Source organism: Arhodomonas sp. KWT (assembly GCF_010993615.1).
The window spans coordinates 12,914-31,314 of sequence record NZ_WNXE01000008.1; the positions used below are offsets into that span (position 1 = coordinate 12,914).

General features: G+C 68.9%; 20 protein-coding genes. 14 read left to right on the forward strand and 6 right to left on the reverse strand.

Annotated elements, in window-relative coordinates:
• Positions 1 to 193: 193 nt before the first annotated feature.
• On the forward strand, positions 194 to 1,108 hold the full coding sequence (locus G7A99_RS03210; protein ID WP_163138835.1) for a chemotaxis protein: 915 nt from the start codon (positions 194 to 196) through the stop codon (positions 1,106 to 1,108).
• A gap of 13 nt (positions 1,109 to 1,121) precedes the next feature.
• Here G7A99_RS03210 and G7A99_RS03215 read toward each other — a convergent pair whose 3' ends face one another.
• Complete coding sequence (locus G7A99_RS03215; protein WP_163138836.1) at positions 1,122 to 1,724, reverse strand: hypothetical protein; 603 nt, start codon at positions 1,722 to 1,724, stop codon at positions 1,122 to 1,124.
• 144 nt (positions 1,725 to 1,868) lie between these two features.
• On the opposite strand from G7A99_RS03215, the gene G7A99_RS03220 reads away from it, so the two are divergent.
• Together G7A99_RS03220 and G7A99_RS03225 are read left to right on the forward strand one after the other, a co-directional pair.
• Positions 1,869 to 2,474 carry a CoA pyrophosphatase gene (locus G7A99_RS03220; RefSeq protein WP_163138837.1) on the forward strand — a complete coding sequence of 202 codons (606 nt, stop codon included), beginning with the start codon at positions 1,869 to 1,871 and terminating at the stop codon, positions 2,472 to 2,474.
• 13 nt (positions 2,475 to 2,487) lie between these two features.
• Entirely contained in the window at positions 2,488 to 3,339 is an 852-nt protein-coding gene (locus G7A99_RS03225; protein WP_163138838.1) for a class II glutamine amidotransferase, read from the forward strand.
• Here the strand turns inward: G7A99_RS03225 and G7A99_RS03230 are convergent.
• From G7A99_RS03230 to G7A99_RS03245, 4 genes are all read right to left on the reverse strand, one after another.
• Positions 3,336 to 4,394 carry a DUF2333 family protein gene (locus G7A99_RS03230; RefSeq protein WP_163138839.1) on the reverse strand — a complete coding sequence of 353 codons (1,059 nt, stop codon included), beginning with the start codon at positions 4,392 to 4,394 and terminating at the stop codon, positions 3,336 to 3,338. The genes G7A99_RS03225 and G7A99_RS03230 overlap by 4 nt on opposite strands.
• A gap of 90 nt (positions 4,395 to 4,484) precedes the next feature.
• The gene (locus G7A99_RS03235; protein WP_163138840.1) at positions 4,485 to 4,793 is read right to left on the reverse strand and encodes an Lpp/OprI family alanine-zipper lipoprotein; all 309 of its coding nucleotides are present in this window, start codon (positions 4,791 to 4,793) and stop codon (positions 4,485 to 4,487) included.
• A 143-nt stretch (positions 4,794 to 4,936) separates the two neighbouring features.
• On the reverse strand, positions 4,937 to 5,482 hold the full coding sequence (locus tag G7A99_RS03240; protein WP_163138841.1) for a murein L,D-transpeptidase family protein: 546 nt from the start codon (positions 5,480 to 5,482) through the stop codon (positions 4,937 to 4,939).
• Entirely contained in the window at positions 5,479 to 5,724 is a 246-nt protein-coding gene (locus G7A99_RS03245) for a glutaredoxin family protein (protein ID WP_205599706.1), read from the reverse strand. The genes G7A99_RS03240 and G7A99_RS03245 overlap by 4 nt, the downstream gene beginning before the upstream one ends.
• A 130-nt stretch (positions 5,725 to 5,854) precedes the next feature.
• Between G7A99_RS03245 and G7A99_RS03250 the strand changes: the two genes are divergently transcribed.
• The 6 genes from G7A99_RS03250 to G7A99_RS25840 all read left to right on the forward strand — a co-directional run bounded on the left by G7A99_RS03250 (position 5,855) and on the right by G7A99_RS25840 (position 12,159).
• Positions 5,855 to 7,555 (forward strand): PAS domain-containing sensor histidine kinase, encoded by a 1,701-nt coding sequence (locus tag G7A99_RS03250; protein WP_163138842.1) that lies wholly within the window; start codon positions 5,855 to 5,857, stop codon positions 7,553 to 7,555.
• Entirely contained in the window at positions 7,552 to 8,223 is a 672-nt protein-coding gene (locus G7A99_RS03255; protein WP_163138843.1) for a response regulator transcription factor, read from the forward strand. The genes G7A99_RS03250 and G7A99_RS03255 overlap by 4 nt, the downstream gene beginning before the upstream one ends.
• A gap of 137 nt (positions 8,224 to 8,360) precedes the next feature.
• The gene (locus G7A99_RS25130; RefSeq protein WP_163138844.1) at positions 8,361 to 9,494 is read left to right on the forward strand and encodes a methyl-accepting chemotaxis protein; all 1,134 of its coding nucleotides are present in this window, start codon (positions 8,361 to 8,363) and stop codon (positions 9,492 to 9,494) included.
• Between the two features lie 31 nt (positions 9,495 to 9,525).
• A complete protein-coding gene (locus G7A99_RS03265; protein ID WP_163138845.1) occupies positions 9,526 to 9,891 on the forward strand; it encodes a response regulator in 366 nt (121 codons plus the stop codon).
• Between the two features lie 9 nt (positions 9,892 to 9,900).
• Complete coding sequence (locus tag G7A99_RS03270; RefSeq protein ID WP_163138846.1) at positions 9,901 to 10,206, forward strand: STAS domain-containing protein; 306 nt, start codon at positions 9,901 to 9,903, stop codon at positions 10,204 to 10,206.
• Positions 10,207 to 10,209: 3 nt separating this feature from the next.
• Positions 10,210 to 12,159 (forward strand): chemotaxis protein CheA, encoded by a 1,950-nt coding sequence (locus G7A99_RS25840; protein ID WP_163138847.1) that lies wholly within the window; start codon positions 10,210 to 10,212, stop codon positions 12,157 to 12,159.
• A gap of 88 nt (positions 12,160 to 12,247) precedes the next feature.
• Here the strand turns inward: G7A99_RS25840 and G7A99_RS03280 are convergent, their stop codons facing one another.
• Entirely contained in the window at positions 12,248 to 12,766 is a 519-nt protein-coding gene (locus tag G7A99_RS03280) for a phenolic acid decarboxylase (protein WP_163138848.1), read from the reverse strand.
• A 170-nt stretch (positions 12,767 to 12,936) separates the two neighbouring features.
• Between G7A99_RS03280 and G7A99_RS03285 the strand changes: the two genes are divergently transcribed.
• From G7A99_RS03285 to G7A99_RS03305, 5 genes are all read left to right on the forward strand, one after another.
• Positions 12,937 to 13,800: a LysR family transcriptional regulator gene (locus G7A99_RS03285; protein WP_163138849.1), complete on the forward strand. Its 864-nt coding sequence runs from the start codon at positions 12,937 to 12,939 to the stop codon at positions 13,798 to 13,800.
• A 424-nt stretch (positions 13,801 to 14,224) separates the two neighbouring features.
• Positions 14,225 to 15,862: a methyl-accepting chemotaxis protein gene (locus G7A99_RS03290; protein ID WP_240466075.1), complete on the forward strand. Its 1,638-nt coding sequence runs from the start codon at positions 14,225 to 14,227 to the stop codon at positions 15,860 to 15,862.
• Positions 15,859 to 16,356, forward strand: coding sequence for a chemotaxis protein CheW (locus G7A99_RS03295; RefSeq protein ID WP_163138850.1), 498 nt, complete (start codon positions 15,859 to 15,861; stop codon positions 16,354 to 16,356). The genes G7A99_RS03290 and G7A99_RS03295 overlap by 4 nt, the downstream gene beginning before the upstream one ends.
• Positions 16,357 to 16,365: 9 nt before the next feature.
• Positions 16,366 to 17,166 (forward strand): protein-glutamate O-methyltransferase CheR, encoded by an 801-nt coding sequence (locus G7A99_RS03300; protein ID WP_163138851.1) that lies wholly within the window; start codon positions 16,366 to 16,368, stop codon positions 17,164 to 17,166.
• 14 nt (positions 17,167 to 17,180) lie between these two features.
• Entirely contained in the window at positions 17,181 to 18,230 is a 1,050-nt protein-coding gene (locus tag G7A99_RS03305) for a chemotaxis response regulator protein-glutamate methylesterase (protein ID WP_205599707.1), read from the forward strand.
• The last annotated feature ends 171 nt before the right edge of the window (positions 18,231 to 18,401 follow it).

Sequence of the window (18,401 nt, forward strand, 5' to 3'; positions counted from 1 at the left end):
CGCGCCGCCCCCTTCAAGTGCACATGTACCGGTCCCCGGGGGAGAACGCAAACCTTCCCGGACGACATGCGGCGTGCGGCGGGAACCGGCATCGCCCGACAGGCCCCCGATAACCCGAAAGGGCTATAGCCGGGCGCCCTTCGGCCGATATAATGACCATCGGGGATTACACGACGGGACTGGGGGCGGAAATATGGCCAAGGCGATGGGCAGCATCGACCAGCGCACGCAGCTGGCCGGGCACAACCGGTTCGAGATGCTGCTGTTCAAGATCGGGCGGCGGTACTTCGGGATCAACGTGTTCAAGATCCGCGAAGTGATCCGTTCGCCGCGTGTGACGGTCATGCCGGATTCGCGCCCCGGTGTGCGCGGGATCGCACACCTGCGGGGCCAGACCATCCCCATCATCGACCTTGCCCAGGCGATCCGATCGGCGGAGCACGGCGACGCGGGCTCGGTGGTGATCACGGAGTACAACCGGACGGTGCAGGGCTTCCTCGTCGACGAGGTGGACCGCATCGTCAACGTCAGCTGGGAAGACGTCCTCCCGCCGCCCCAGCACATCGCCGACCGCGGCTACGTCACGGCGGTGACCCGCGTCGACGGCGTCCTCGTGCAGATCCTCGACGTGGAGAAGGTCCTGGCCGAGGTCATGGGCGATCCGCTGCCCCGGGATGTCGATTTCGAGCACAGCGCCGCACCGCCCCAGCGCAACCGGCTGCTGGTGGTCGACGACTCCAGCGTCGCCCGTAACCAGATCCAGCGCACGCTCGAGCCCTCGGGCTGGGACGTGACCGTGGCCAAAAACGGTGAGGAGGCCCTGGAGTGGCTGCGCGACACCGACGAGGAAACGCTCGCCTCGGTCGCGCTGGTGATCTCCGATATCGAGATGCCGCGCATGGACGGCTACACCCTGACCAGCCGCATCCGTGCCGACGAACGCCTGCGCGGCCTGAAGATCCTGCTCCACAGCTCGCTGTCCGGCGTGTTCAACCGGGCGATGGTCGAGAAGGTCGGTGCGGACGACTTCCTGGCGAAGTTCGACGCCAGCGAGCTGGGCCGTTACGTGAACGCGATGCTGGAGGAGGGCGAGGGCGTCACCGGCTGATGACGCCCCGCAATCAGAACCGGTATTCGACCCCGGCGGAGAACATGGGCACGTAGCGGAAGCTCTCGAACTGCGTACTCAGCGCCGCTTCCTCGCGCATGCGATCGAGCTGATCCTTGCGGTCGAGATCCGTGACACCCTCGAACTTCACGCCCATGTCGAGCTGCAGCCCCAGGCGGCTGTCCTCGCCGAAGTGCTGGTCCCACCCCAGGCCGAGGTAGGGCGTCCAGTCGCCGCTGCCGTCGAAGCTGTAGCCGGTGTCGTCGTGACTGCCGTCCACGCCCGCGCTGCCACCCCCCTGCCAGCCCCAGTCGGAGTTGCCGTAGAAGGCGCCGCCGGTCAGGCGCATGCCGGACGCCGCGGGGAACTCCCAGTCGACCATTGCCGAGGCACCGAGTCCCTGTCGCCCGGTGGGGACATAGCCGCGCCACCCGCTGCCGACGCTCGGATCCGTATCCGTGCTGATCCCGAAACGGACATTCAGCGCCTCGCTCAGCTCGGTGGTGAGCTCGAGCTGCGGGCGCATCGGGCTATGCCACACCTCGCCGGCCACGGCGGGCCCGCCGCTGGCCGCGAGAATCGCAAATGCCCCCAGTATGCCGTTGAGATAACGCATGGCCGGATCATCATCGTTCGGAGTCCGGCACCATTATGACTGAATTTCCCCGCCGAGGCACGTCCTTCCGGCGGGGACGAACGATCCTGTCGCCCGGGCGTCGAACCCTTATAATCCTCGTATTACGTTTGCATGAAGGTATCCATGACCGTTCCGGTTCAGTCCTGCTGGGTGAGAGAGCGCTTCGCGGCGGCGCGCATGCCGATCCGCGCCGCCATCCCGGAGGACGCACCGCTGCACCCGGCCGCCGTGCTCGTGCCACTGGTCGAGCGTCCCGGCGGCCTCCATCTGATCCTCACGCGCCGCACGCCCCACCTGCGTGCCCACGCCGGACAGATCAGCTTTCCCGGCGGACGCATCGAGCCGAACGATCCCTCCAGCCTCGCCGCGGCCCTGCGTGAGGCCGAGGAGGAGATCGGCCTGTCGCAGACGTCCGTCGAGCTCCTCGGCTCCCTGCCCGAGTACCCCACCGGCACCGGTTTCCGTATCCAGCCCTGGGTGGGTCTGGTGGACCCGGAAGCGCACCTGGTTGCGGACCCGGTGGAGGTCGACGAGATCTTCGAAGTGCCGCTCCAGTACGTGCTGGACGTGACCAACCACCGCCCGCACCCTGTCAGCCACGGCGGACGGCGCTACCGTCTCTGCGCGATCCCGTACCGGGACTACTACATCTGGGGCGCCACCGCGGCGATCCTGCGCGACCTCTACCGCCTGCTCGCCGATTGCCCCGAAGCCCCCGAAACCCCCTGAGGCCTGCAATACCATGTGCGAGCTGCTGGGCATGAGCGCCAACGTCCCCACCGACATCTGCTTCAGCTTTACCGGGCTGATGCAGCGCGGCGGACGGACCGGCCCGCATCGGGACGGCTGGGGGATCGCCTTCTACGAAGACCGCGGCTGCCGTCTCTTCCATGACCCGGCGCCGAGCGCGGACTCCGAGGTCGCACGGCTGATCCAGCGTTATTCGATCAAGAGCCGTAACGTCATCTGCCACATCCGCCAGGGCACCCACGGCCGGGTGGCGCTGGAGAACACCCATCCGTTCCAGCGGGAGCTCTGGGGGCGGCCCTGGGTCTTTGCCCACAACGGGCGTCTGCGGGGCGTGCGCCGCTGGCCCATGCGCCACTACCGCCCCATCGGCAACACCGACAGCGAGTACGCCTTCTGCTGGCTGCTCGGCGAGCTCCGGGAGCGCTTCCCGCGGCCGCCGCGGCGGCGCGAAACCGCGTGGCGCTATCTCCGCCGGCTGTGCGCGCGACTCCAGGAGCAGGGGACGTTCAACATGCTGCTCTCCGACGGTCACGTGCTCCACACGTACTGCTCGACCCACCTGCACTGGCTGACGCGCTGCGCGCCATTCGGCGAGGCGCGGCTGCGGGATGCGGAGGTGTGCGTGGATTTCGCCGAGGTCACCACGCCGGACGACGTGGTCACGGTCATCGCGACCCAGCCACTCACGGACAACGAGGTCTGGAGCCCGATCCGGGCCGGCGAGATGATCGTCTTCGAGGGAGGGCGGCCTCGGCGGGTCGAGGCGGGGCCCCGCGGGGCGATCACCCCGCTGCCACTGCATCACCCGCGCAACGGTAGCGTGGCGGGCCAGGGCGTCCCCTAGCCCTCGCTGAGGAGCCGGCGTAGCTCGATAATCGCCGCGTTGGCCCGGGCGATGTAGGAGGCCATGGTGAGCGAGTGGTTGGCGAGCAGTCCGAAGCCGTCGCCGTTGAGCACGACGGGGCTCCATACCGGCCGCTGGGACTGCTCCAGCGAGCGGATGATCTGGTCCATGCTCGCTTCCGCGTTCTTGTCCCGGAGCACGTCGGCGAAATCGACGCGCGCCGCCCGCAGGAAATGCATCAGCGCCCAGGTGCTGCCCCGGGCCTCGTAGAACACGTCGTCGACCTGAAGCCACGGTGTCTCCGCCACCACCGCGCTGCCGCGGCCCGGTGTGGCCTGACGTGCGGCCCGGTCACCGGCGAGATCGGTGTTGTAACGGTATTCGCCGACACTGGCACTCAGGCGCTGGGCCAGACTGCCCAGGCGCTTGTTCACCAGCCCCAGCCACTCGTTGAGGTTGTCGGCACGGGCGTAGAACTGGGAGTCCGCATTGTCCGGATCGACGAGGCGCCCGAAATAGCGGTCCAGCGCCCCGATACCCTTGCGGTATTCCTTCTCCGAGGCGGGGAACCACCAGGAATCCGAGGGAAAATTGAACTGCGGCTCGGCAACGGCGAGGTCCGTGTCCTCGGTGGACTGCGAGCGTGAACGGCTCATGTCGTTGCGCAGGGCCTGGGCCAGATCGCGGACCTGCACGATTACACCGAATTCCCAGTTCGGCATGTTGTCCATGATCACGCCCGGGGGCATGACGTCGTTGCCGATATAGCCGCCCGGCTTGTCGAGCAGCCGGCCGGCGACGTTCATGAGCGTGGCGGTGGTAACGCTGCCGGGTACCGACTGGGGATCGCGCCCCTCGGGCATGCGCTGCGCCGTGGCCGCGACCACGTCAAAGGCCGCCGGCGACTGGCTCCAGTACCAGCCGAGTCCGGCGATCGCCAGGACCACCACGGCGATCACGCCGCCGGCCAGCCCGAACCACCGGCGGTAACCGGTGCCGGCACCACCGCCACGGCGCGCGGTGGAGCGGTTACGAAGACGTTGAAACAGCGACATGGGGCGTTCCTGTGCGTCGTTACCGGTGGCCCGGACGAAAAAACCCGCGCCCAGAGGGACGCGGGTTCTCGATCGGCCGGGAAGGCGTGTTTACTTGTACATCGCCTTCTTGAACATGCGGTCGATCTTCTGGGCGTTCTGGTCTGCCGTGGACTGCGCGGCCTGGGCAGCGCTCATGGCATCGTCAGCGGTCGCCTGGGCATCCTCGGCGGCGGCCATGGCGGCGTTCGCGGTGGACTGGGCCTCGTTGGCGGTGGACTGAGCATCCTCGGCGGTCATCATCGCCTCGTCGATGCGCGCGTTCATGTCCTCGGTCGCCTGGGAGGCACAGCCGACGAGCAGTGCCATGGAGGCGGCGGCGGCGGAGATCTTGAGCGCAGTGCTGAGCGTGGTAGTCATGGAGCAACTCCTTGCCTTGTCGTGCATAGGTGTGGTCGAACGTCGCTCAACCGCCCGACGGACGGTTATCGTTGCCCAATCATCACTGTTCGCCGCGGCTGTTGCAAGCCTGTCCGCGGTGAGCGGCCGTGCCGGACAGGCCGTCAACGAATGACGACGCGGCTGCCTTCGTGAATATAGCTCAGAAGCTGGTCGATCTGTGCATCGGTGAGCGCGACGCATCCCTCGGTCCAGTGGAAACGCTCGTGCCACTCCGGATCGGCACGGCCGAGGCCGTGCAGGCCGATATAGCCGCCGAGCACGGTGTCCTGGGGCAGGGGACGGCCGGCGTAGGCGATATCGCGCAGCTCGCGATAGCGGGCGTTGTCGATCACGCCGCGCTGATAGGCGCGCGAGAGGTGCTCCAGGGTCGGGTAATCCAGGCCGATGAAGACGTGGAAGCGGCTGGAACGGTCGATCCGCGTGACCCGGTAATCCCCGGTCGGCGTGGTGTCGTCGCCGTTCAGGTGGAGGTCGGCAACGCCGCCGCGGCCCCAGGAAATATCCTCGAAGACGTCGACGACACGTCCGCCGTCGCGCACCTCCACGAGGTCACGGTCGGTATCGATGAGCACCCAGGGTGCCGCCGCTGCCGCCGGTGTCAGCACCAGGAACAGCAGCAGCGCGAGCAGCGCATGGCGCGGACTCACAGGAGGAACCGGTACAGTGCCGCATCATCGAACGGCCAGCCGATCTCGGCACCGGTGTCGCCACGTCGCAACACCGGGATGCGCACGCCGTAGCGCGTCTCCCAGTCCGGATCGTCGAGGACGTCGCGGACCTGAACGTCGATGGCGAGCCGCTGTGCGATCGGCTGCAGCATCGCCATGGCCTCGTCGCAGAGACCACATCCAACGGTCATGTAGAACTCGACCGGGCCGATAACGGACATGAGAAGCGCTCGTCGGCTGGGCTGGCCGCGCAGTCTGCCACAGTACGCCGCCGTAGTGGACCGCCTCTGGGGAATCGGACGGCGACGACAGGGACGGTATTTGACGCGTGCAGCAGCAAAACGGTAACACTTGGCCAAAAGAGAGAATGCCGGCGAAATCGGCGACCCGCGCCAGGGAGGGGGCACCCTGCGGTTCAGACCTCGTATCGGTTTCCTGATCAGCATACTCATCGGCCTGCTCTGGTTCGGGACGATCGAGTTCGTGGTCTCGGCAGATCTGCTCTGGGGCGACTGGGAACAGGAGCTGGTCAGCTACCAGCGCTGGAGCTACGTCGTTATCGCGGCAGTCTGTACCGGACTGATGCTGCTCGGCGTCCGGCGGGAACAGCTCGAGAAGAGCGAGCTCGTGCGCGAGGCCGAGGCCCGTGAAAGGACGCTGTTCGACTTCAATCCCGATCCGGCCCTGCGCCTCGACGCCGACGGCGTGATCCAGGCGGCCAACGCGGCGGCCATCGTGATGTTCGGCGAGGAGGGGGACGGGCTCCACGGCCGCACGTTCGTGCAGACCGTCGTGCCGGACGAGCGGGCCGGCGTCGTCAGCCATATTCGCGACACGCTCATGGGCCATCCCCACCACTTCCGCGTAACGATGTCCGTCGGCGGCGGACACATCTACGCCGGCATTGCCGCAACGCCCCTGTTCCAGGGGGCCCGGGTCACCGGCGTCAACCTGATCGTCGAGGACGAGACCGAGTGGATCGAGCAGCGCCGCGCACTCGCGCGCAACGAACGGCGGTATCGCTCGCTGTTCGACAACAGCCTGGACGCCAAGGTCCTCCTCGACGGCCAGAGCCACGTGCTCGAGGCCAATCCACAGGCCTGCCAGCTCTTCGGCATGGACGAGGACGAGCTCAAGCGCTTCACCCGCGAGGAGCTGCTGGACATGGACGACCCCGACACCGCTGCCGCGACCCGGTATCGCGACGAGCATGGGCGTTTCTTCGGTGAAGTGCGGATCCGCCACAGGGACGGTCACGCCATCCCGGTCGAGGTCTCCAGCGTCATTGCCGACGCCGAGGAGGACGGCACGGATGGCTACGTCATCGTCGTTCTCAGGGACATACGCGAACGTCATGCCGCGGAGCTCGAACTCCGCCGCTCCCGCGAGGAGCTTCGGGCCCTGTCGGGCCAGCTTTTGGCGATCCGCGAGGAGGAGCAGACGCGGATTGCGCGGGAGCTCCACGATGACCTCGGACAGACGTTGACGGCCCTGATGATCGATCTGGACCGGCTCACCGGCTACGACCTCGGCCCACGGGCGGACGCGCTGCTCGAGGGCATGCGCGGGCTCGTCGAGGACATGGTCGCGAACATCCGCCGTATCGCGCGGGACCTGCGCCCGCCGATCCTCGACGACATCGGCCTGGCGGCGGCGGTTCAGTGGCTCGCCGAACAGCACCAGGAGCGGATGAGCTACCGGGTGCACGTACACATGGACCGCGAGGAATACCGCGTGCCGGGCAAGGTCGCGACCGCCGCGTTCCGCATCGTGCAGGAGGCCCTGACGAATGCGGCCCGGCACGCCGGTGCCGGCAACGTCTGGGTGACCATCGCCCAGGGCGGCGACGGGCTGGGGCTGGAGATCTGTGACGACGGCCACGGCTTCTCGTCCCACGAGGGGACGTCCGGCGGGCGCCGCCCCCTCGGCATGCTCGGGATGCGCGAACGCGCGGTACAGCTCGACGGTGAACTGCGGGTGAACAGCACGCCGGGGGAGGGCACCTGCATCGTGGTGAGACTGCCGGTCCCGGACGGGGAGGAACCGCAATGACGCGTATCGTGGTTGCCGACGATCACGCCGTCGTTCGTGACGGCCTGCGCGAGATGATCGACGCCGAGACCGACTTCACGTTCGTCGGCGAGGCGGAGAACGGCGCCCAGCTCCTGGCCCTGCTCGGCCGGGAGAGCGCCGATGTCGCGCTCGTGGACATGTCCATGCCCGGGCGCAGCGGGGTGGACCTCATACGCCAGGTCCGCGAGGAAAGGCCGGACGTCCGGTTGCTGGTGTTCAGCATGCACAGCGACGAGCAGTACGGCGTACGCGCGGTACGTGCGGGCGCGTCCGGCTATCTCCCCAAGACGAGCCGCCGTGCGGAGATCGCCGAGGCCATACGCAAGGTCGCGGCCGGGGGCGTGTTCCTCCGCCCGGAGCTCATGGAGAAGCTCGCCCTGGGCATGCTCGGGACCACCGAGCGCCCGCCCCACGAGGCGCTCTCCGCCCGGGAATACCAGGTCTTCGTCGGACTGGCGAACGGGCGCACGGTCTCGGCGATCGCCGACGAGCTGTGCGTGAGCATCAAGACGGTGAGCAGCCACAAGGCACGCCTCATGGAGAAGATGCAGTTCGACAACCTCGCCGAGCTGTTCCGCTACGCCTTCGATCACGGGCTGGCCGGCACCCCCGGACCGGGGGACGTCGACGGGCCCGGTTCGGAATAGTCCGAACCGGGCCGCGCCCATTCCGAGCAACGGTTACGCCGGCCGCCGATCCCGCCACCACGCCGATCGCGGCACGATGCCCTCCGGAATCAGCGGAGGGCCACAGTGTGTCGATTCCCCGATCTGCATCTCGATACGTGCCGAGCCACAGTCTGCTTGCCGCCACCGCCGGCGTGGCGCTCGTCGCGCTGAGCGGCACGGGGTGGGGGACCGGGGCCGTCGCTGCGGGGCTGCTCGCCGTGGCGCTGCGGCTCGACCGCCGCGCCTCACGCGCGTTGCCGGAACCCCCTGATGCCGACGCGCCGGAGGCGGCGGCGGACGGAACGGCCGCGCTCACCGATCTCCTTGATCTCGGCACCCGGCTCCTGCCCGTATGGCAGCGCCAGATCGAGGCCGCGACGTCGCATGCCGTCGACGAGGTGGCGGAGCTGAGCGGCCGGTTCGCCAGCGTCGTGACCCGAATCGACGAGACCTTCGGCGTCGCCGACCGGGTCGTCGGTGGCGACGGCGGGCTCGACGCCCTCTACAGCGACAGCGAACGGCGCCTCTCGGCGGTGCTGCAGGCACTGGAGACCGCGGTAAACGGCAAGCGCGGCGTGGTCGAGGAGATGCGGGGTCTGCTGGCCTTTACCGACGAGCTCGACCGCATGGCCGCCGACGCCGGCGCGATCGCCGCGCAGACCAACCTCCTGGCGCTAAACGCCTCCATCGAGGCGGCACGGGCCGGCGACGCCGGGCGGGGATTCGCCGTCGTCGCCGAGCAGGTCCGCCGGCTCTCCCGCCACTCCGGGGAGACCGGCAAGCGCATCGGCGAGGAGGTGGGGCGGATCAAACACGCCCTCAACGAGGCCTTCACCGCGACCGAGGCATCCGCCGACCACGATTCCCGTGCGGTGGAGAACGCCGCCGAGCGAATCGGTGCCGTGCTCGCCGACTTCGAGGGCGCGACCCGGCGTCTCGCCGGCAGCGCGCACGATCTCCAGGAGTGCAATCGCGGCATCCGCGACGACGTCGAGGCGGCGATCGTCGCCCTTCAGTTCCAGGACCGTGTCAGCCAGATGCTCACCCATGTCGCGGAGAGCGTGCGCGATGGCGCCGCCCGCCTGGAGGGCGCGGCCTCGGGGTCCGGGGGCGATCGGCCGTACACGGGCATCGACGTCAGCGAGCTGCTCGCCGCCCTCGAGAACAGCTATGCCATGGCCGAGGAGCACCACAACCACCGAGGCACACCGGCCGCGACCGCGGCCGGCGGCAGCGTGACCTTCTTCTGATCCGGCCGGTTCACCGTAGGAGCCAACAACCATGACCAAGACCATTCTGATCGTCGACGACTCGGCCTCCATCCGCCAGGTCGTCGCCACCACCCTGCGCGGCGCCAACTACGACGTGATCGAGGCCGGAGACGGGCAGGCGGCGCTCGAGAAACTGACGGGCCAGCGCGTTCACCTGGTGATCAGCGACGTCAACATGCCGCGCCTCGACGGGATCGGCTTCCTGAAGGCGCTGCGCGGCAACACGGCCTACCGGTTCACGCCGGTGATGATGCTGACCACGGAGTCGTCGGACACGCGCAAGGCCGAGGGGCGTGCCGCCGGGGCCCGGGCGTGGCTGGTCAAACCCTTCCAGCCCCAGCAGCTGCTGGACGCCGTCGCCAAGCTCGCTGCCTAGGGGGAAACCATGACCGATATGCCGTATATCGACTGCGCCGACGGGGTGATCCATCTCCACGGCGAATTCACCGTCCAGAACGCGGCCGCCATACGCGAGGCGATCCTGACGGTGGGCGAGGGGGCCGGATCGGCACTGCGTATCGACGTTTCCGCGGTCTCCGCGCTCGACGTGGCGGGGCTTCAGATCCTGTTCGCGATGGCGGCCGACGGTGTCGGCCGGGAGATCGTCGGCGCCCGCGGTGAGGTTGCCGAAACGCTGGCAATGCCCGGCCTGCTGGATGGCAGCGGGCTCACCCTGCACCGGGAGGCGTGATCCATGCAGGACAACGAGATGCTCGAAACCTTTCTCGCGGAGAGCCGTGAGCTGCTCGCCGACATGGAGGAGGCGCTGCTCCAGCTCGAGGAACGGCCGGACGATCCCGAGCTGCCCCACCGCGTATTCCGCGCCGCGCACACGATCAAGGGCTCGGCCGGGCTGTTCGCCCGCGAGGCGGCCGTACCGTTCGCCCACGAGATGGAGAGCGTGCTCGGCCGCGTGCGTGAGCACGAGCTGAGCGTGGACGCCGAGCTCATCGCGGTGCTGCTGGAATGCGGGGACCACCTCGGTACGCTCTGCGGCATCGAGGGGCCGGCCCCGGACGCCCTGCGCCACCGCGGCGACGCGCTGGTGGCACGGCTGCGGCACTACCTGGGCGAACCCGCCGGCGTGGCGTCCGCCCCCGCCGGCGCGGGCACCCCGGAGGCCGTGGCGGGCACGGCGGGTGAGTGGACGGTATCGTTCCGCTTCGAGCCGGACGTGCTCGCCTGCGGGATCGATCCGCTGGCGTTTGCCCGCCACCTCGGCGGGCTCGGCACGCTCCGGCAGGTAACCCCGTCGTGGGATGACCGCTGTGGCCTTGCCGCCCTGGAGCCGGAGCGCTGCTATCTCGGCCTGAGCGTCGTGCTCGACGCGCAGACCACCGCCGCCGCCCTGGAAGACGTGTTCGAGTTCGTCCGCGAGGACGTCGACCTGACCATCACGCCGCCGTCCGCCCCGGACACGGAGGTGTCCGAATCGCCGGTTCAGGGGGGCAGGGAGCCGGCCGCGGCGGCCGCCGCCACGGCGCAGCCGGCGGTGTCGTTCCTGCGGGTGCGCTCCGACAAGCTGGACGCACTGGTGGACCTGGTGGGAGAGCTGGTGGTCGCCTCGGCGGCGGTTGCGACCGAGGGCCGCGCCGCGGGCGGCCGGCTGGCGGAGAGCAGCGAGATCCTCTCGGGGCTCGTCGAGCAGTTGCGCGAGGTGTCGCTGTCCGTGCGCACCGTGCCCGTGGGCGAGACGTTCCGGCGTTTCCAGCGCATCGTGCGCGACACCGGCCGGCAGCTCGGCAAGGACATCGAGCTGGTCATCGAAGGGGGCGACACCGAGCTCGACAAGACCGTTGTCGAGCGCATCGTGGACCCTCTGACCCATCTCGTGCGCAATGCCGTGGACCACGGCATCGAGGACGCCGGGCGGCGCCGTGCGGCGGGCAAGCCCGCGGTGGGACGCGTCCGGCTGAACGCGTATCACGAGGCCGGCCACGTGGTGCTCGAGATCGAGGACGACGGCGCGGGCATGGACCCGGAGCGGGTGCGTGCCCGCGCCGAAGCCCGGGGCCTCGTCGAGCCCGGTACCGAGATCGACGAGCGTGCCATGCTCCAGGTGATCTTCGAGCCCGGTTTCTCCACGGCGGACAGGGTCAGCGACGTGTCCGGGCGCGGCGTCGGTATGGACGTCGTGCGACGCAATATCGAGGCCCTGCGCGGGACGATCGAGCTCGACACGACGCCCGGGGCAGGCACGCGCTTTCGCATTCGCCTTCCGCTGACCCTCGCGATCATCGATGGCTTCCTGCTCGAAGTCGCCGGCACGCCCTACGTACTGCCGCTCGATGCGGTCGTCGAGTGCGTGGAGCTGCCGGGTGGCCACCGTGGCGAGGTGCTGCCGCTGAGGGGGCACGCACTGCCGCTGATCGCGCTGAACCGCGCGCTCGGCCACACCGGGCCGGAGGCCCGGCGGCGTAATGTCGTCGTGATCCGTCACGAGGGGGCGCTGTACGGGCTGGTCGTCGACCGGCTGCTCGGCGAGCACCAGACGGTACTCAAGCCACTCGGACGGGTCTTCGACCGGCTGGAGTGCGTCAGCGGGGCGACCGTGCTCGGCAGTGGCGAGGTCGCGCTGATCCTCGACGTCGCGCGCGTGACCGCGCAGGCGATCGCGCGGGAGGAACTAGCCTGGGCCGGCTGACCGCGCCACCACGGCACCGCCCCCGGACCGGTGTCCCGTAGCGGGACACCGGTCCGCCATTACGGCACGGCGGGCGAGGGCGTGCCGGTCAGTTGCGGCGGGCGGCGTAGTCGGCCGGCAGCTCAGACGGCGGGCAGGCGATCACGTCCTCGTCGTTGGCGTCGCAGTATTCCAGGAAGGTGATCGTGGCAAACTCGTCGATCACCAGCTTGGGGTAGGTCGGCCCGGCATCGCGGAGGGCGATCATCTCCTCGATGTGCTCGTTCTGGTAGCACACCGTCTTCTTCGGGTCCTCCGCGATCCAGCGGGGGAAAAAGATGACCCCGTGAAGCCGGCGCTCGCCCAGGTTGACGGCGACGCTGACCGTGGTGCCCGTCGGCTCGTCCCAGGACAGCTTGTAGACCCCGTCAGCCAGGCGAACGATATGCACGGGCTGGTCACGCACCCAGCGGCCACCGACCATGCCGCTGTGGATGCGGTAGTCGAACGTGCGCTCGTTCTTGACGTAGATCTCGTACTGCCAGCCGTTGTCATAGGTGTAGATCAGATGGCAGCCGACGAAGCCGGTCAGCTCGTCGGGCCGGGTCGATTCGAACTCCTCGCTCATGGTGTGACTCCGTGTTGCACAGTGCGATTGTGTCGTCATTATCTATCTAATAATTCGTATTAAAAGCGCGATTTTACGGTTATTATTATCGGATATTCCGATAGCTTTCGCCGTACGCCCGGGAGGTCGCCATCGCACGTCTGCCTGAGTCCACCATCGAGCAGTGGGGCGTGCTGCGCACGGTGATCACCGAGGGCGGTTTCGCCCAGGCGGCAAAGGCCCTGCACCGCAGTCAGTCCTCGGTAAGCTACGCCGTCGGGCGCCTGCAGGAGGCGCTGGGCGTGAGGCTGCTCGAGATCAGGGGCCGGCGGGCCGTGCTGACGGACGCCGGCGCGACCCTGCTCGGCGAGGCATCGCCGCTCATCGACGAGCTCTCGCGGCTCGAGGACCGGACCCGGGCCCTGGCCGCCGGCGAGGACCTCCGGATCCGGCTGCTGGTCGACAGCATTTTCCCCAGGCCGAGCCTGTTCGCCGCCCTGAAGGCGTTCGCTGGCATGCATCCGCACGTCGAGGTCCATCTGCGCGAGACCGTGCGCCTGACACCTCGCGACGTCGACGGGGATGCGTTCGATCTGGCAGTCCTGATCGCCGAGCCCGGCGAGCGCGGCGCCACCATTGTCAGCAACGTGCCGCTGATCGCCGTCGCGCATGCCGATCACCCTCTGGTCCGTCCAGAGACACCGCCGAATGCGGCGAATCTCAACCGCTGTCTCCGGGTAGAGATTCGGGGCACGGAGCAGGGCCAGCTGGACGACAACGGCAAGATCTGGTGGATGAGCACGGTCGAGGCGGCGATCGAGGCGGTACGTGCCGGCCTCTGCTACGGCTGGCTCCCCCGCCACCTGGTCCGGGAACACCTCGATAGCGGCACCCTCGTCGCATTGCCACTGGAGCGCGGCGGCACCCGCAATATCCCGCTCGGCCTGCTGTTCGGCAACGGACACAGGGGGAGGGGACAGGCGGTGGAACGGCTTGCCCGGCTGCTGGCGGCGGAGGACACCGGATCGCCACCCGGCGACGGGGAGGCGGGGTGAGCGACACCTTCCCCGCCTGACCGGCAGGCCCACTCCCGGCCTTCCTAGCACCCGGTCATCGCCCGTAGCGCATTCCGGCAGCGGGCACGGTGACCGGTATGACCGGGCGCCAGCTCACCGTCACCCACCATACCGTCCGGGAACGGTGTCCCCACGACTGAAGCCGATGCCCTTCGCCACGGCACGGCCAGGGGGGCAGCGGGGAGGGCGCCGCCCCGGATCCGCGGCTCGCCGGGACGCCGATCCACCGCCCCGGGCACACCGGACGGCGTCCGGACCGTTCGCCAGCCCCGTATCGGAATAGTCCGAGCCCGAGGTCGCCGGTTCCGAGAGGCCTTTCCGATCCCCGCCGATAACCGAATCCACGGGCGCTGAGCAGTATGAACGCACCCCGCGACCGGGGCATCACCAAGGAGATCCCTGAATGTTCAAGAAGCTCAAGATCGGCCAGCGCCTGGCCCTGTCATTCGGCCTGGTCCTGGCCCTCATGGGGGTGATGGCGACCGCGGCCGTCATCGGGCTCGCCCGCGTCGAGGCCGGTGCCATCGAGCTCAGCGAGCAGCGCTGGCCGAATACGGTACGGGCTAACGACGTCATCGACAACGCCAACGAGATCGCGGTATCGCTGCGCGACTACCTCCTCGCAGAGGACCCTGCCATCAGGCAGGACCGCCTCGACGTCATAGACCGGGCTTTCGCGGCAAATCCCCCGTTGCTCGACCAGCTCACCGCCGCGCATGCCGACTCCCCCGAGGCCCTCGCACTGGTCGAGCGCACCCGCGCGGACCTTTCCGCGCTACAGGCCGCGACCGGCGAGCTGGTCGACATCGCCGGCCGGGATGTCGAAGCGGCAGAGCGGTTCCTCATGAGCGATGTGCAGGCGCTTCGCGAGGACTACATCCACTCGATCGAGGCCCTGCTCGCCTATGAGAGCGAGGCGTTCACGCAGACCGCCACCGCCGCGGAGAGCGTCTACCGGTTCACCCTGGCGCTGCTCATCGGGCTCGGCATCGCGGGGCTCGCCATTGCCGTGCTCGCCGCGTGGCTGGTGACCCGGCGGGTCGTCGGTGCCATCCACCGCTGCGTGACCGCCGCCAGGCAGATCTCGGAGGGCGATCTGACCGTCGAGCTCGATACCAGTGCCGGCGACGAGACGGGCGAGCTGCTGCGGGCCATGCAGGAAACCGCACAGCGCCTGTCGGCCATCATCGGCGACGTGCGCTCCGCCGCCGACCAGCTCGCCGCGGCCTCGGAAGAGGTCAGTGCCACCGGTCAGTCCATGGCGCACGCGGCCACCCAGCAGGCGACGAGCGTCGAGCAGACCACCGCCTCGGTGGAGCAGATGACCGCCTCGATTCAGCAGAACACCGAGAACGCCCGGGTGACCGACAACATCGCCACCCAGTCCGCGAGCGAGGCGGCAAACGGCGGCGAGGCGGTGGAGCAGACGGTCAAGGCCATGCGCGAGATCGCCGAGAAGATCTCGATCATCGACGATATCGCCTACCAGACCAACCTGCTCGCCCTCAACGCCGCCATCGAGGCCGCCCGCGCCGGCGATCACGGCAAGGGCTTCGCGGTCGTGGCCGCCGAGGTCCGCAAGCTCGCCGAGCGCGCCCAGGTCGCGGCCCAGGAGATCGGTGAGACGGCCTCGTCCAGCCTCGACGTCTCCGACCGTGCCGGCCGACTGCTCTCGGAGATGGTGCCCTCGATCCGCAAGACCTCCGAGCTCGTCCAGGAGATCTCGGCTTCTTCCGAGGAGCAGTCCACCGCGGTGGGGCAGATCAACATCGCCATGGACCAGCTCAATCGCCTGACCCAGCAGAGCGCCTCCGGTTCCGAGGAGCTTGCGTCCACGGCCGAGGAGATGAGCAGTCAGGCCCAGCAGCTCCAGAGCCTGATGGCGTACTTCCGCGTTCACCACGGCGGCGGTACCGCCCCGATGGGCATCCCTGCCGCCGCGGTCGTCGCCGATCGAGACAACGGCTTCGCCAACGCGAACCGCCGTCCCGCCGACGCCGAGGACGGCTTCATTCCCTTCGACGAGGAGCAGGCGGCATGAACGCAGCGGACAGCGGAACCACCGTCGTGACCCAGCAGTACCTGAGCTTCCGGGTGGGCGAGGAACTCTTCGCCCTGCCGATCCGGCACATCCGCGAGATCCTGGAGTTCGGCCGGCTCACCGGCGTCCCCCACATGGGGGAGTCGATCCGGGGTGTGATCAACCTGCGCGGCAGTGTCGTGCCGGTGCTCGATCTCGCCGCGCGCTTCGGCTTCGGAGCGTGCGAGGTGGGGCGGCGCAGCTGCATCGTCATCGTCGAGATCGAGGACGAGGACGGGCTCTGCCAGCTCGGCCTGGTCGTGGACACGGTGAGCGAGGTCCTGGAGATCGACACCGCCGATATCGAGCCGTCACCGCGACTCGGTATCGGCGTGCGCAACGACTTCGTCGCCGGCATGGCACGCCGTGACGACGGTTTCACGATCATCCTCGCGCTGGAGCGCGTGGTCGACGGCCAGGAGCTCGCGGCAATCCGCGAGCTCGACGCGGCCTGAGGGCAGGGCATGCAGCACACCACACCGATAACGGACCGGGACTTCTCACGCATCCAGGCATTTGCCCAGCGCGCGGCCGGCATCAACCTCCCCGACGCCAAGCGGATGATGGTGTGCAGCCGGCTGGGACGCCGGCTGCGAGAACTGGGTCTGTCCGACTACCGCAGCTACGTCCCGCTACTCGACGACCCGGCGGGGGAGGAGGCCCGCATCGCCATCGATCTGCTGACCACGAACGAGACCTACTTCTTCCGCGAGCCCCGCCACTTCGAGTTCCTCAGCCGGATCGCGGAGGGCGCGACGCGCGGGCTGCGCATCTGGAGCGCGGCGTGTTCCACCGGGGAAGAGGTCTACAGCATCGCCATGCTCCTGGATGACCGTGCCCGGGCCCGCGACTGGTCGGTGCTGGGCACGGACATCAGCCGTCCGGTCATCGAGCGGGCCGGTGCCGCCCGCTATCCGGTGGCTCGGCTCGATGCCATGCCGCCGTCCTACCTCAAACGGTACTGCCTGAAAGGGACGGGGGAGCGCGCCGGCGAGATGCTCATCGCCCGCGAGCTGCGCGAGCGCGTGTCCTTCCGGCACGCCAACCTCAACGAGCCGCTACCGCAGACCCTGGGTTCGTTCGACGTCATCTTCCTGCGCAACGTCCTGATCTACTTCGATCAGGACACCCGGCGCGGCGTCATCGACCGGCTGACGGGGCACCTGGCGCCGGGCGGCTACCTGCTGATCGGGCATTCCGAGAGCCTCAACGGCATCCATGCGGGACTGACCCCGGTGCAGCCCTCGATATACCGCAAACAGTAATGGAGAAAACGACGATGTCGTGTCGCGTAATGGTAGTGGACGACTCCGCGGTCCTGCGCCAGGCGCTGGGCAAGCGGCTGGACAGTGAGCCGGACATCGAGCTCCTCGGCGTCGCCGCGGATCCGCTGTTCGCCCGGCGGCGCATGGCGCAGGAGTGGCCCGACGTGATCGTGCTCGACGTGGAGATGCCCCGCATGGACGGGATCACGTTCCTGCGCGAGATCATGCGGGAACATCCGACGCCGGTGGTCATCTGCTCCACGCTCACCGAGCGCGGCTCCCGCCTGGCACTGGAGGCCACCGAGGCCGGGGCCTTCGCCGTTATACCCAAGCCGACGACCGGGCTGCGCGAGTATCTGGATCACGGTGCCAGCGAGCTCGTGCAGGCCGTTCGGGCGGCCGGCCAGGCGAACCGTCACGCCCTTCGCGGTCCACGGACCGCCCCGGCAACGGCGACCACGCCCTCGGCCCCGCTCGCGCTCGGACGCACCACCGATCAGATCGTCGCCATCGGCACCTCCACCGGGGGCACGCAGGCGCTGGAGCAGGTGCTCACGGCGATGCCCGCGGACTGCCCGGGCATCGTCGTCGTCCAGCACATGCCCGCGAACTTCACCCGGGCGTTCGCCGAGCGGCTGAACGGACTGTGCGCCTGCCGGGTCCAGGAGGCCGCAAGCGGCGACCGCGTCCGGCCCGGGCTCGTCCTCATTGCACCGGGCGGACAGCACATGGTCCTGCGCGGCAGCGGCGCCCAGTACCACGTCACGACCTCCGACGGCCCCCCCGTGAACCGGCACCGCCCTTCAGTCGACGTCCTCTTCCGCTCCGTCGCGCGGGTCGCGGGCGGCAATGCGATCGGGGTCATCATGACGGGGATGGGCGGCGACGGCGCTGCGGGACTGCTCGCCATGCGTGAGGCGGGGGCCATGACCCTGGCCCAGGACGAGCAAAGCTGTGTCGTCTTCGGCATGCCCAGGGAGGCGATCCGCCTCGGTGCTGCCTCGGCCATCGTCAGCCTCGATGACATCCCCGACCGCATGCTGCGCACCGCGACGGCGGCGTAGACGGTATTCGGAATTATCCGAACGGCGCCGGGAAACAGCCTGAACGCCGTTCGGCGAGGCACCGATACCGCCGCCCCTCGTGACACCGGAGAATCGGCGGCGGATCGAATCACTAGCGAGGAGCTGGCCGCCATGGCCTCCAAATCGTGGTACCCAAACAACTACACGGGG

Excerpts from the sequence above, each read along its gene's own strand:
- G7A99_RS03210 (WP_163138835.1), top strand. The coding sequence starts at position 194 with ATGGCCAAGGCGATGGGCAGCATCGACCAGCGCACGCAGCTGGCCGGG.
- G7A99_RS03215 (WP_163138836.1), bottom strand. The coding sequence starts at position 1,724 with ATGCGTTATCTCAACGGCATACTGGGGGCATTTGCGATTCTCGCGGCC.
- G7A99_RS03220 (WP_163138837.1), top strand. The coding sequence starts at position 1,869 with ATGACCGTTCCGGTTCAGTCCTGCTGGGTGAGAGAGCGCTTCGCGGCG.
- G7A99_RS03225 (WP_163138838.1), top strand. The coding sequence starts at position 2,488 with ATGTGCGAGCTGCTGGGCATGAGCGCCAACGTCCCCACCGACATCTGC.
- G7A99_RS03230 (WP_163138839.1), bottom strand. The coding sequence starts at position 4,394 with ATGTCGCTGTTTCAACGTCTTCGTAACCGCTCCACCGCGCGCCGTGGC.
- G7A99_RS03235 (WP_163138840.1), bottom strand. The coding sequence starts at position 4,793 with ATGACTACCACGCTCAGCACTGCGCTCAAGATCTCCGCCGCCGCCGCC.
- G7A99_RS03245 (WP_205599706.1), bottom strand. The coding sequence starts at position 5,724 with ATGTCCGTTATCGGCCCGGTCGAGTTCTACATGACCGTTGGATGTGGT.
- G7A99_RS03255 (WP_163138843.1), top strand. The coding sequence starts at position 7,552 with ATGACGCGTATCGTGGTTGCCGACGATCACGCCGTCGTTCGTGACGGC.
- G7A99_RS03265 (WP_163138845.1), top strand. The coding sequence starts at position 9,526 with ATGACCAAGACCATTCTGATCGTCGACGACTCGGCCTCCATCCGCCAG.
- G7A99_RS03270 (WP_163138846.1), top strand. The coding sequence starts at position 9,901 with ATGACCGATATGCCGTATATCGACTGCGCCGACGGGGTGATCCATCTC.
- G7A99_RS25840 (WP_163138847.1), top strand. The coding sequence starts at position 10,210 with ATGCAGGACAACGAGATGCTCGAAACCTTTCTCGCGGAGAGCCGTGAG.
- G7A99_RS03280 (WP_163138848.1), bottom strand. The coding sequence starts at position 12,766 with ATGAGCGAGGAGTTCGAATCGACCCGGCCCGACGAGCTGACCGGCTTC.
- G7A99_RS03290 (WP_240466075.1), top strand. The coding sequence starts at position 14,225 with ATGTTCAAGAAGCTCAAGATCGGCCAGCGCCTGGCCCTGTCATTCGGC.
- G7A99_RS03295 (WP_163138850.1), top strand. The coding sequence starts at position 15,859 with ATGAACGCAGCGGACAGCGGAACCACCGTCGTGACCCAGCAGTACCTG.
- G7A99_RS03300 (WP_163138851.1), top strand. The coding sequence starts at position 16,366 with ATGCAGCACACCACACCGATAACGGACCGGGACTTCTCACGCATCCAG.
- G7A99_RS03305 (WP_205599707.1), top strand. The coding sequence starts at position 17,181 with ATGTCGTGTCGCGTAATGGTAGTGGACGACTCCGCGGTCCTGCGCCAG.